Below are 13,421 nucleotides of genomic sequence, written 5' to 3'. Positions count from 1 at the left end.
CACTGGAATCATCGCAATAAAAAACCGTGCTGTCCGGCTTGTCGACCGCAACAACACCGCGGTACATGATCTCATTGTCAATACTTGTGGTTTCCGAAAGCACCTTTTCGACATCCATCATCATTACCAGACGGTTGTCCTCAAGTTCGGTAACCGCCGTCACCAAACCACCGGTCTGCGACGTTAGCATTTCCGGAGGAACGCGCATCTTGCTCCAGTCGAGACGAAGGATGGTATCGACCCCTTCGACCAGAAATCCCTGCGTATGGCCGTTATATTCGGTAACGATCATTATTTCTCGCGGTGTTTCAGGGGATATCCCCGAATACTTGGCGAGATCAATCACCGGCACCAATGCTCCGCGCAAACTAACCATGCCCTCAACCGACCCGGGCATATCCGGCGCAGCGGTAATCACTGGGGTGCGCATGACTTCACGTACCTTGAAAACATTGATGCCATAGGTTTCACGACGTCCCGTGCGCTGATCCAGGCCGAGAAAAAACAAAAGAATCTCGAGCTTGTTGGTGCCCGCCAATTTTGTTCGCGCGTCGATATTCTTCAATAACTCAGACATTGTCATCCTCTCGCATGTTGCGCATCCGGTTGCTCTCGGTAGCTAGAAGCCATCCAACCGTCACTTCCCACTCCGGCGTCACTCCGGCAACGAACCTGCTAACAGCACCATTTGGGTGCCCACCCCACATTCCGTAAACGGCCTGCAGCGCCGTACATTTAGGAAATTTGAAACAATTTACCAAAATTAGCAATATCTAGCACCTGTTTTACGTTGCCGCGAACGCCGATCAGCGCCACTTCCTTGTTCGCCCCACCTAATTTATCGCGCAACATCAATAACATACCCAAGGCAGAGCTATCAAGATAATCAACCCCTGCGAAATCTACTGAGACCGACCGAACGGAAGAATCGGCAACCAAGGGCTCATAGGCTGCGCGAAACTCACGGTGGGTATTGAAATCAAAACGGCCAACAAGTTTGATGATGACTTTGCCGGATTCATTGAAAATACTTGCCTGCATTTGTTTTCCTATCAAAAAAGCGAACTGAACCCTAGTTTAATCCTTTGGCCATCGGCAACAACTCCGACTGGCCGGTTACACGTAAATGGCAGCAATCACCCGCCGCGCCATATGTTCCAGCGAACACTGCTCTTCGACCGCGCCAATCAGAAAGGCTTCGCGCGGCATTCCGTAAACGACACAGCTCGCCTCGTCCTGACCGAAAGTTTTCGCTCCAGCCTGACGCAGGCGTAACAAACCTTGAGCGCCATCCTTACCCATTCCGGTAAGGATAACGCCAACTGCCTTACGCCCCACCAAGGCGGCAGCCGAATCGAATAACACATCGACAGATGGGCGATGGCGATTGACCGGAGGGGTCGGGGCAAGTTCGGTAAGGAACCCGGAATTACCCCGTCGAATAAGCAAATGAGAATGTCCAGGGGCAACATAGACGGTACCTGGCTCGATTTTTTCATTCCCCTGGGCCTCGATAACACGCGGTGCACAGAGCGAATCCAGGCGTCTGGCGAATGAGGCTGTGAAGGACTCCGGCATATGCTGAACGATGAGAATGGGCGGACAATCGGTGGAAATTCCGAGGAGAAACTCCTTGATTGCCTCGGTTCCTCCGGTTGATGCGCCGACAAAGATGATCTTTCCACTGGCAGCCAAGCCGGGTCTGGTCGGCGGCGCTAAGGACGGGGAAGCGGCTGATGAACTCATTGATCCACGCAAACGCGCGCCTTTGGCTGCGCGGATTTTTTCGACCAGTTCTTCTGCATAGTTTTCCATGCTCCTGCCACTATCGGCCCGTGGCTTGCCAATAAAATCAATTGCGCCCAGCTCAAGGGCTTTCAGGGTGGTCTCGGAAGCAGACTCGGTGAAAGACGAGACCATGACAACCGGCATAGGCCGCAAACGCATCAAGCGTTCAAGGAACTCAAGCCCCCCCATTTTTGGCATATGGACATCAAGCGTCATGACATCCGGGTTTAGCGCCTTGATCATTTCACGCGCAGTCTGGGCATCGGGTGCAGCTCCGACCACCTCCATATCAGGCGCCATACCGATCAACTTGCTCAACAAGCCACGCATCAGGGCCGAATCATCAACGATCAGGACGCGAATTTTCATGAGCATCTATTTGGAAGGATTTCAAAAATGGCGCTTTTTCCGGTTGACCGTATCAAACGAACAATTCGACATCGCCTTCGATGGTCGAACCGGTCAGGCGTACCTTGTAATCGTTTTCGCGGCTAAACAAGGTTTCGTTATGAACCCGGTGCAGTTTCTTGACCAAAACACGCCCTGAATGCGGAAAATAATAGACTTTCCGGGGATATGAATCCAGCAAGTCCTTGGCGATAACGGGAACCTTTTCCGTCTTGAGGAATTCAAGAACGAATTCCGCATTTTTGGCGCCCACGTTACTACTCGCCAGACTCGCCATGACCGCCCCACCGCCAAAAACCTTGGCTTCAAGACGATTGCGTCGTGCGCCAAGCTTCAACAGATGATTGATCAACACCTCCATGGCGTAGGTACCGTAACGGGTAGACATCGCCAGCGGGCTCCGTCCCCCGTCGTCGGGCAACATGAAATGATTCATCCCGCCGATGCCAGAGTCGGCGTCACGAATACATGCTGCAACACAGGAGCCGAGCACCGTCACCAATAAGGCTTCCTTGCTGGAAACGAAGTATTCACCCGGCAATATCTTGGCAGCTTCGAGGCCGAATTTTCGGTCGAAGTAGCGATTGGTCGCTAGCTGCTCGTCGTAGGAATGTTGCACCCAGCCCCTTCCCTATCGAGCCAGCACCGGGGCATAGACTGTTTTGCCCTGGGACTTGAAAAGATCGGCCGCATGCAAAAAGCTTTCCGAGTGGCCGGCAAACATCAGCCCGTCAGGCTGCATGATCGGAGCGAAGCGCGACAGAATTTTGTACTGTGTTGGCTTGTCGAAATAGATCATGACATTTCGGCAAAAAATGACATCAAGCGGGCCTTTGACTGCATAGTTCGTGTCCAATAGATTGATCCGCTGAAAGCTGATCATCTGCTTCAACTCCGGACGAACCGAAACGAATCCGTCCTGACTGCCGGTGCCGCGCAGAAAAAATTTACGCAAACGCTCCGGTGACAACTTTTCGACCCGTTCAACGGGATACACGCCTTTGGCGGCAGTCGCCAATACATTGGTATCGAGATCCGAGGCAATGATTGAAATGTGCGAAACATTGGTACCCAAAGTTTCGGCCACGGTTATCGCGATCGAATAGGGCTCCTCACCGGTCGATGCCGCCGAGCACCATACCCGGACAGGGCGTTTCGTGCCGATTTTGCGAATATGATCAGCAAATATTGGAAAGTGATGAGGCTCGCGAAAAAACGAGGTCAGATTTGTCGTCAGTGAATTGACGAAGCGCTCCCACTCATCGCCGCCATTTCGTTCCAGCCCGTCAAGATACTCGGCAAAAGACCGCATGCCGGTTGCGCGCAGACGTCTCGCCAGACGCGAATAGACCATGTCCTGCTTGACCGGCGACAAGGAAATCCCCGCATGCTGGTAGATCAGTTTGCGAACACGCTCAAAATCAGTCGTCGAAAACGTAAACTCCCTCGCGTTACTATCTCGTGCAGGCAGACTAGCCGACAGCGATGAGCGGATCGTGGAAACAGGCGAGACAGGCGAGACAGGATTTCGAAAATCAACCATGGCTAGAACTCTTCCCACTCATCATCAAGACTGATCTGCTGCACCGGTGCTTTAGCGGCGCCCAGCGGAACTCTTTTCATCGCTGGCGCAGCTTTATGCTGGACGCGAGGCGGCGGAACAAGACGCGGCGGGGCTTTGTTATCGCCGATCCGGAATACTGCAACGGTCTGTGCCAATTGATGCGCCTGCTCTTCCAGGCTCTCGGCTGCTGCCGCCGCCTGCTCGACGAGTGCCGCATTCTGCTGCGTCACTTCGTCCATCTGACTCACCGCCAAACTGACCTGCTCGATACCCGCGCTTTGCTCGGCACTGGCGTCGGATATATCGCCCATGATCTTGGCCACGCGCTTAATGCTCGACACGACCTCGGCCATCGTACGGCCGGCCTGATCGACCAATTTATTGCCAGTTTCGACCTTATCGACCGAGTCAGAGATCAGGCCCTTGATTTCCTTCGCCGCCGCAGCACTGCGTTGGGCCAAATTGCGTACTTCAGTAGCCACTACCGCAAAACCGCGCCCCTGCTCTCCCGCCCGAGCAGCCTCGACGGCCGCGTTGAGCGCGAGAATATTGGTCTGGAAGGCGATGCTGTCGATCACCCCGATGATGTCGGCAATCTTGCTGCTCGACTGATGGATTGCGCTCATGGTATTGACCACTTGGCCTACCACCTCGCCTCCCTTGTCGGCAACCCGCTGAGCCGTGCCGGCCAGCTCGTTTGCCTGGCGCGCATTGTCGGCATTCTGTTTCACCGTACTGGTCAGCTGCTCCATGCTCGAAGCCGTCTCTTCAAGACTGCTCGCCTGCTCTTCCGTCCGCCCCGACAGATCCTGATTGCCCGATGCAATTTCCTTGGCCGCCGTATTGATCGTCTGCGCGGACAGTTGAATCTCGCCGACCAGATCGCGTAACTTGGTGACAGTCTCGTTGGCATCGTCGCGCAGGCGACCAAAGGTCCCCTGATAGGTGCTGGACAGCATCTGGGTGAGGTCGCCATCCGCCACTCTGGACAGCAGGTCGGCAATCTCCCCGATCGCCGCACCGCTGGTTTCAACCAGGCTATTGATTCCCATGCCCAGCTCCTTGTAAAAACCTTCCAGCGAGGAAGTATCGAGGCGCGCCTCGAGATCTCCGGCTGACGCACGCGACACGAGATCCGCCACTGATCGCTGGGCATTCAGCTCGGCCGTGCGGTCGACCCACTCGCCTACGGTACCAAGCCGTTCACCACGCTCGTTGATGATCGGATTGGTAATGATGCTATAAATCCGCCGACCGATATCGAGCTCAGTCTGGCGAGTACCCTGCAATTCGCGCAGACCTTTGAGCGCCGCCGCCGGATCCTGATAAAACGCCCCGATATTGCTCCCAACAAACCCATCAACAGTGAAACCTGGTTGCTGTTCACGCAGACCTGGCTCTATCTGGCGCAATGTGCTCAACAGCCCCTTGTTAGCGTAGATCACCGTCCCGTCGTCATCGGCAATCCGTAGATTGGCCGACACGCAATCGAGCGCAATACGGATGCGAAGATTGTCGTTGGCAATCCGCTGCGTCTCTGCGGCATTAACCCCTTGCTGAATCTGCATGGACTGCAGGCCCTGAAGAACCTTGCCCAATTCGTCGTTGCGCGACACATTGACGTTGTGCGTGAAGTCGCCATTCGCCAGAGCCCCGAAGGTATCGAGAATCGAGTTGATCGGACGCGTTATCGAGCGAACCATCGCCACCGCGATCGCCACACCGATAGCAAGCGCAGCCAAAACAACCAGAACGATCCACTGTCGTTCGCTGGCGAACGTTTTCTCGCTTTCCGTCATTTCAGCCTGCCCTTGCTCAACCTGGAACTTGAACAAGTCGGATGCCTTTTGGGCCGCCGCAGTGTAAGTCGGATTGATCTGCTTGAGCAAAATCAGGTTGGCCTCCTCGAAACGCCCAGCCAGCAGCGCTTCTTTGGCCGGCAAAAGGCCATCGGCTACATAATGTTTGCGAGCTTGCTCGTAAGCATCTGCCAATTGACGATGCTCATCGGAGTTTAATGTCTTCTTGTAGGCCTCCCAGCGCTGGCTAATTTCAGCGATATTGGAATCGATCTGCTGGATGTGGGAATCCAGCGAATGTTCATGCAGTTTGGCATATTGACCCGCCGGATCATGTTGCAAGGACAACAGAACCTGCGACCGGTTATCGGCCATTAGCTTGCCGACGGTGGCGAGTGCCTGGGTTGGCTGCAAGCGATTATTGTAAAGATCACCTACCGCACTATTGGTATTGGCCATCCCCCAGATGCCCAACCCGGCGACGGCTACCATCGCCGCCAAAAGCACACCAAAGCCACCCACCAACCTGCTCTTCAAAGACCATCCAGCGAGAAAGCCTTCGCCCCCCTTGACCACTTCGCCGTGACGAATCTGCAGACCGCGCGCCTTTTTTTCACGAAACAGCCGATATGCGCTTTCCGCTGCATCGATTTGCTGCCGGGTCGGTTTGCGGCGAACGGACATGTAGCCAGCCAACTCGCCACCATCGTAGACGGGGGTCACGGTTGCAAGCACCCAATAATAAGCACCGTTCTTGCAGCGGTTCTTCACCATACCAGTCCATGGGCGGCCATCCTTGAGATCCCGCCACAGATCGGCGAAGGCCTCTATCGGCATATCCGGATGACGCACAATGTTGTGCGGCTGGCCGATCAATTCGCACTCAGCATACCCGCTAATATCGATGAACTCTTTGTTTACATAGGAAATCATGCCCTTGACATCGGTCTTGGACGCAATAAGCGTACGCTCATTCAGTTCGACTTCCACGCCGCTCACAGGCTGATTATTTCGCATCTTTTTCTCTCTCTAAACCTGTCGCTTCAGAACTCTTCCCACTCGTCATCATCCGGCCCAACGAGCGCCGGCATATTGACAGAGGAAACATTCCTCGAAACTACTGCGGTCAACTGCTTGGGAGGCGTATTTTTCCCGCCCCCACGCATACTTTCCAGCAGTCTGATAACGCGTGCTGATCGATTGGTAAATTCGCCGGATATTTGCGCCCGTGCGCCATCGCTATTGCCGGTCAATTGAGTTCGTATGACATCCGCCGCACAGCGATGGAATCCGGCATGCTCACCTTTGAGCTCGGTATAGTTAGTATGGCCACGCAACGCACGGCCATCGCCATGAATCCAGCAGCCGAGCGCACACTGGTCATCACGTCCTACGATCACCGGGTCAAGTTGTTCGCCGCCCCCGGCGACGTAGTCGAGCAGGCGTTGCTTCCATTTTCCATGCGCGGCTATCGCACCATCAAAGTCCAGGCCAGCCAGTTCTGACTGGTCTTGAACGATCAAGCCGCCCGAAAGACGGAATACCGCGACCGACTCAGCCAAATTGCGCGCCTGCTCTTCCAGGCTTTCGGCTGCTGCAGCTGCCTGCTCAACCAGCGCGGCATTCTGCTGGGTCATCTCATCCATCAGGCTTACCGCCAGGCCAACCTGCTCTATACCCGCAGTCTGCTCGCGACTGGCATAAGAAATATCAGACATGATCTTGGCGACGCCCTGGATACTGGCCACCACTTCACCCATGGTCTGACCAGCCTGATCGACCAAACGTCCACCGGTTTGCACCTTATCGACAGAATCTGAAATCAGGGTTTTTATCTCCTTGGCTGCAGCGGCGCTGCGTTGAGCGAGATTGCGAACTTCTGTCGCCACCACGGCAAAGCCACGTCCCTGTTCACCGGCGCGAGCCGCTTCTACCGCAGCGTTGAGGGCCAGGATATTTGTCTGGAAGGCGATACCGTCGATAACACTGATAATGTCCGAGATTCTGTTTGAAGCTTGGTGGATCGCCCCCATGGTTTCCACGACTTGGCCAACCACCAGGCCACCTTTTTCAGCAACCCGCTGGGCATTACTCGCCAGTTCGTTGGCTTGACGAGCATTGTCGGCATTCTGTTTGACCGTGCTGGTCAGCTGCTCCATGCTTGATGCTGTTTCTTCCAGGCTCGATGCCTGCTGCTCGGTACGCCCGGATAAATCCTGGTTGCCGCTGGCGATTTCCTGCGCTGCCGTGTTGATGGCGTCCGTCGCGCTCTTGATCGAGAAAATAATCTCCTGGAGGTTGTCGACCGTAACGTTCGCGTCATCCTTCAACCGGCCAAGCACACCTTGATATTCGGTATCGATCTTGCGCGTCAGATCACCCTGTGAAAGTCGCGTCAGCATGGCCCCAACATCACCCAGCGCCTGGCTATTTACTTCGAGAAGATCATTGATGCCGGTAGAAATCTGCTGGAAGAAACCGCCCATCTCGCTGGCATCAATTCGGCGCGAAAAATCGCCAGAAGCCGCGGCGGCAATAATGCTGCCGACCTCTTCCTCAACGGCCACTTCAGCGGTTCGATCGGCCCATTCGACAACCGTTCCGAGGCGCTCATTTCGTTCATTGACAATCGGGCTCGCAACCAATTTGAACGTCCGGCCGCCCACCATGATTTGCGCGCGATGCATGCCTTTCAGCCCAGCCAGCAGGTTGCGCTGATGCGCCATGTTCTTGTGGTAAATATCGAAATTCGAACCCAGGATCGAATTGGCCGTGAATGATGGCAGGTCCTTGCGAATATCCGCCTCGGCCCCCCGCATCATTTCCAGCACGGCGGTATTGCAATACACGATTACGCCGTCCGGATCGGCAACCATCACGCTGTTTGATGTCACATCCAGAGCTACCTTGATGCGAAGCGCCTCATTGGCCACCTTGCGCTCCGCCTCAGTGCGCGCCTTGAGATCTGTTTGCATCCGGCTGAGCGCATTCATTAACTGTGCCGGTTCGTCGTTACCGCTGACATCAATGCTGTTATCAAGATTGCCTGTAGCAACCGCATCTGCCACAACGACCGCCTCGCCCAACGGTCGGGTAATCTGGCGTGTCACCCACAGCCCGGCCGGAATCATGATGATTAACGCCAATCCGACCAAAAACAACATCGTGGTTTGGACACCCGACTTGACCGTTGCAATTTCAGCCAAATCGCGGAGATTATTTTCCTTCTGCAACAGCAGCATTTCGTCAACTGCGTCGAACCAAACCTGCATTTTTGGGCGAAAACCATTGAAAAAATGATCTTCGATTTCTGGTCGATTCCCTGCTCTGATCAGTACAAACATTCGGAAAATGGATGCTTCTGCCGCTTTTCTGGCCAGCACGATGCGCTCATGTATTTCCTTCCCGTGCGCCGAGCCAAGCGTTTCACCGATCAGGTTCTCTGAGGTCATGTAAGCCAGGAGATCGGCATTGACCTTCTTTTCCTCACCTAGCTGCTTCTCGGTTTCCTCATAAATCAGAGCAGTAAGCATGTGTCTGCTAATCAACAGATTCCGCGTACGCATGTCGACCGCCAACTCGGTTTTCTTGATGTTGTTATTCGCGATGTGATCAACCTTGTCGCTAATCGAATTCAGGCTGAGCCAAGCAATCGCAACAAACGCGATCATCAGCGCCAGCGCACCAACCGTCGTCAAGATCAGGCGAGTGCCAATCTTGTAATTACGTAAATTCAACATGCTACGACTCCTGCTTGAAGGCTGTGCGTTATTCGCTGGCCGAATCGATGAGTGCCATATCCGCGCTGGTCATCAGGCGCTCGATGTCAGTGACGATCATCATGCGGTTGTCGATCGTTGCCAGGCCAAGAATGTATTTGGTATCGAAAGTCCCGGAAAAGTCAGGGGCCTGGCGAATCTGCGAACGGGCCAGCGAAAACACATCAGAAACGCTGTCGACCACAGCACCGATCACACGCCCGGCGATATTGAGGATGATCACCACGGTAAAGGGCGTGTATTCGATTTTGCCAAGATTGAATTTGATTCGCAGATCAACGATTGGAACAATAATCCCCCGCAGGTTGATGACCCCCTTTATAAATGGCGGGGCGTTGGCAATCAGTGTCGGCTGCTCATAGCCCCGAATCTCCTGCACCTTGAGGATATCAATTGCATATTCCTCACTACCCAGCGTGAAGGTCAGGTATTCACTTGGCACCAGATCGTCTTCGTTTGCCGTGCCATTACCATGGGTCATTGCTTCCATCTCATGCTCCTCAATTCAACCGTCAGCCGACTTTTTGCAGGCTAGTCTTCGCCATACCGGCGATGGCCGACACATCAAGAATCAGCGCCACATGGCCATCGCCCATGATGGTCGCACCGGAAATCCCCTGCACGCGGCGATAGTTCGCCTCCAGACTCTTGATAACGACTTGATGCTGGCCGACCAGCGCATCGACAAACAAGGCCGCCTTGATTCCATCCGCATCGACAACAACCATGATGCCTTGCGTGAAGTTATTCGAGCACGATTTGATATTGAATAACTCGTGCAGTACCACCACGGGCAAATATTCGCCGCGAACCTGAATGACCCGCGCCTGATTGGATAACGTCTTGATATCGCCAGCCTGCGGCTGGAACGATTCGATCACGTAGGAAAGCGGCAAAATGTAGGTCTGGTTTCCGACGGCAATCGACATTCCATCAAGAATGGCCAACGTCAGCGGTAAACGAACCGTCATCCGCGTCCCCACTCCCTGCATGGATTCGATCTCGACACGCCCGCCCATCGACTGAATATTGCGGCGGACGACATCCATACCCACCCCTCTCCCGGACACATCGGTGACCTGATCGGCCGTCGAAAAGCCGGCCTCGAAAATCAAAAGGAAAACCTCCTGATCCGTCATCTGATCGGACACAGGCAATCCGCGCTCACGTGCCTTGGCCAATATTTTGTTGCGTGGTAAACCTGCGCCATCGTCACCTACCTCAATGACGATGTTGCCACCTTGGTGATAGGCCTTCAAAGTAATGGTCCCGATCGGACTCTTGCCTGCAGCTATCCGTATTTCCGGTAGTTCGATGCCGTGATCAAGGCTATTGCGGATAAGGTGCGTCAAAGGATCGGCAATTCGCTCGATCAACCCCTTGTCCAGCTCGGTTGTCTCTCCGGATGTCTTCAACTCGACCTGCTTTCCCAGCTTGGCGGAAAGGTCCCGGACAACGCGAGGAAAACGTGAAAAGACGAAGGATATTTGCATCATCCGGATAGACATGACGGATTCCTGCAAATCACGGGTATTTCGTTCCAGTTGCGCCAGGCCATTCACCAGTCGCTCTGGGGCATTTTCCTGCATCTGCGCTGCCGTCTGCAGCAACATCGCCTGCGTGATGACCAATTCGCCAACCAGATTGATCATCTGATCCACTTTTTCGACACTAACGCGAATGGAAGAGTCACTAGCAGAAACCGCAGCCCCTAACTTGGCAGCTCGAGCATGCAATTCTTCAGCCTTTTTTCCAACCGGTTTCAAGGCGACAGAACTTGGCACGGCAACTGACTGCGCGGGGGAGGCGGGAGGCAGAACAGGAGGAAGCGGTTGGAACAAGCCAAATCCGTCGCCCTCCTCTACCAACGGCGGCATGGGAACTTGACTCGGGAGCGGGGCAAAAAAGCCGTAGCCATCACCATCGTCGCTCACCGCTGCATCGACAGCAGATGGACTTTTCCCTGCAGAGGGAAGCGGCTCAAAAAAGCCATAAGAATCGTCGTGTACCGTAGCAATTTCGCTAGCCGGAACGAGGGATGGAGCATTATCGAGTGGCGCAAAAAAACCATAACCGGGATCCTTCTCTGGCACACCCGGCGCATCCCCGAAGAAGCCGAAAGCCCCTGCATGGTCGTCTACAACAACTTCCTCAACGATGCGCCAAGCCCCGTTTTCAGCGATAAAGTCAATCTGATCGGAAAAGTCATCCTGCCCGGCGTCGGTTGTCAAACGAAGCTGCCAGTACCCAACATTGTTCATATCCGAGGCTGGCTGACTCAGTATTTCCAAAGCCCCCATGGAACGTAACTCATCGAGCAAATTGGAAACGCCATCCCCCTTGGCCGAAACTTCAGTCGGCACAAACTGGATATCGAAGCTACGCTTGCCAACACGAGTCTCTTGCGACGCAGCCACACTCGCGGGCCCCATCGCCGGCTGCGCCGCAGCAGACGTGTCAGCCGATAATTGACGCAGGCGAGCGCAAATCGATGCTACGGCGGACAGATCAACCTGACCTCGCCCCTGATGAGCTTCAAGCATTTCGCGCAGAAGATCACCAGACTCTAGAAAGGCATCGACCATATCAGCCCGCAATCCCAACTCCTGCTTGCGAATACGGTCCAGCAGGTTCTCCAGAATATGTGTCGTTTCTGCTAGATCGGTGAAACCGAAGGTCCCCGCGCTCCCCTTGATGGAATGTGCGGCGCGAAAAATCGCATTGAGTTGCTCTGAATCCGGATTTTCAATATCCAATTCAAGCAACAGCCCTTCCATCGTTGCCAAATGCTCTGCCGATTCCTCAAAAAACACCTGGTAGAACTGACTCATGTCGATAGTCATACCACCCCCTGATCTCGGCGCCCCGTATGCCGAAGACCGAAAATTGAATGCAAAAGACCCGCCCTGTTACAGGTCCGCCGGCTTCACTTAGCCGATCACCTTGCGTACGACTTCAATCAGTTTTTGGGGATCAAATGGCTTGACCAGCCAACCGGTAGCGCCAGCGGCCCGTCCTTGCGATTTCATCGCATCCGACGACTCTGTCGTCAGCATCAAAATGGGAGTGGATGCATATTGCGACATTCCTCGAAGACTTTTGATCAACGTCAGACCATCCATGCGTGGCATATTCTGGTCAGTCAGCACGAGGTTGATGCTTTTAGTTTTGGCTTTGTCGAGGCCATCCTGCCCATCCACAGCTTCGACCACGTCGTAGCCGGCACTCTTCAGGGTAAAGGACACCATCTGACGGATGGATGCGGAATCGTCAACTGCAAGAATGGTTTTTGCCATTTTTTCCTCGATAAAATTCTGAACAACTCAAGCGCCTTACTAGGGTCCGTCTGTTTGACTAGCAGACTATTGCCCACTTTTTACGAAACGGCAGTGATTTTTGCTAGAAATGGCCAAAGTGTCAATTTATTCTCCGAGATCGCGGGTTTTTGCAAAAAATCATCAGCATCTTCTCGCCAACACGTCTGCCCCTCTCTCTGCTTTTTTTAACCGCATCGTTCAGGCTAGCGGCAATCAGCCTAAACAACTCAAAACGGAGCTGACCACTGCGACGCATACTTGCCACCAACTTGACGCAACAGGCCAGTATTTCATCCAGAGGTACCTTTACCGCTCATCGGCAGCTTTAATCCTTCTGGAAGCAGCTCCTCTCCACCCGCCTCGGATTCAGGCCCTTCCTCCTGCAAAATAGCCATCTCGGTTTTGCGATTCAGGACAACGATGCTGATTCTCCGGTTGACCGAGTTCAGCGGATCATTTTTGTCGAAAAGAACAGTCGAAGAGAGCCCTACGACACGCAAGACCTTGCTATCGTCCATACCGCCAAGCACCAATTCTCGCCGTGATGCATTCGCCCGGTTGGCAGACAATTCCCAATTTGAAAAGCCTTTTTCACCACCCGAAAATTGCGCGGCATCAGTATGTCCGGCCAGACTGATCCGGTTCGTAACGCCATTCAGTGCCTTGCCGATCTGGCGCAGGATATCCCGGGTATAGGGTTTGAGGTCGGCACTACTGGAATCGAACATAGGGCGGTTTTGCTCATCGACAATCTGGATGCGCAAGC

General features: G+C 54.1%; 11 protein-coding genes. All 11 read right to left on the bottom strand.

What is annotated here, in order from left to right; translation table 11 throughout:
* The coding region (locus ADADOO_RS11105; protein WP_511277559.1) for a chemotaxis protein CheW at positions 1-577 on the bottom strand (577 nt) is incomplete at its 3' end.
* A 158-nt stretch (positions 578-735) separates the two neighbouring features.
* Positions 736-1,041, bottom strand: a complete 306-nt coding sequence (locus ADADOO_RS11100) for an STAS domain-containing protein (protein WP_511277557.1) — start codon at positions 1,039-1,041, stop codon at positions 736-738.
* Positions 1,042-1,116: 75 nt separating this feature from the next.
* Complete coding sequence (locus ADADOO_RS11095) at positions 1,117-2,157, bottom strand: protein-glutamate methylesterase/protein-glutamine glutaminase (protein WP_511277555.1); 1,041 nt, start codon at positions 2,155-2,157, stop codon at positions 1,117-1,119.
* Between the two features lie 52 nt (positions 2,158-2,209).
* Positions 2,210-2,815: a chemoreceptor glutamine deamidase CheD gene (gene cheD, locus ADADOO_RS11090; RefSeq protein ID WP_511277553.1), complete on the bottom strand. Its 606-nt coding sequence runs from the start codon at positions 2,813-2,815 to the stop codon at positions 2,210-2,212.
* Between the two features lie 12 nt (positions 2,816-2,827).
* On the bottom strand, positions 2,828-3,739 hold the full coding sequence (locus ADADOO_RS11085) for a CheR family methyltransferase (protein WP_511277552.1): 912 nt from the start codon (positions 3,737-3,739) through the stop codon (positions 2,828-2,830).
* A 2-nt stretch (positions 3,740-3,741) separates the two neighbouring features.
* Complete coding sequence (locus tag ADADOO_RS11080) at positions 3,742-6,576, bottom strand: methyl-accepting chemotaxis protein (protein ID WP_511277550.1); 2,835 nt, start codon at positions 6,574-6,576, stop codon at positions 3,742-3,744.
* A gap of 26 nt (positions 6,577-6,602) precedes the next feature.
* The gene (locus tag ADADOO_RS11075; protein WP_511277548.1) at positions 6,603-9,299 is read right to left on the bottom strand and encodes a methyl-accepting chemotaxis protein; all 2,697 of its coding nucleotides are present in this window, start codon (positions 9,297-9,299) and stop codon (positions 6,603-6,605) included.
* A gap of 28 nt (positions 9,300-9,327) precedes the next feature.
* Positions 9,328-9,828: a chemotaxis protein CheW gene (locus ADADOO_RS11070; protein WP_511277546.1), complete on the bottom strand. Its 501-nt coding sequence runs from the start codon at positions 9,826-9,828 to the stop codon at positions 9,328-9,330.
* A gap of 22 nt (positions 9,829-9,850) precedes the next feature.
* Positions 9,851-12,181, bottom strand: a complete 2,331-nt coding sequence (locus ADADOO_RS11065; RefSeq protein WP_511277544.1) for a chemotaxis protein CheW — start codon at positions 12,179-12,181, stop codon at positions 9,851-9,853.
* 87 nt (positions 12,182-12,268) lie between these two features.
* Complete coding sequence (locus ADADOO_RS11060) at positions 12,269-12,634, bottom strand: response regulator (protein ID WP_511277543.1); 366 nt, start codon at positions 12,632-12,634, stop codon at positions 12,269-12,271.
* A 311-nt stretch (positions 12,635-12,945) separates the two neighbouring features.
* On the bottom strand, positions 12,946-13,421 hold a 476-nt coding region (locus ADADOO_RS11055), incomplete at its 5' end, for an OmpA family protein (RefSeq protein ID WP_511277541.1).

This window comes from Azonexus sp. (assembly GCF_036170495.1).
Classification (GTDB): Bacteria; Pseudomonadota; Gammaproteobacteria; order Burkholderiales; family Rhodocyclaceae; genus Azonexus.
The sequence above is the reverse complement of the archived record's forward strand: the minus strand, read 5'-3'. Positions and strand labels throughout refer to the sequence as shown.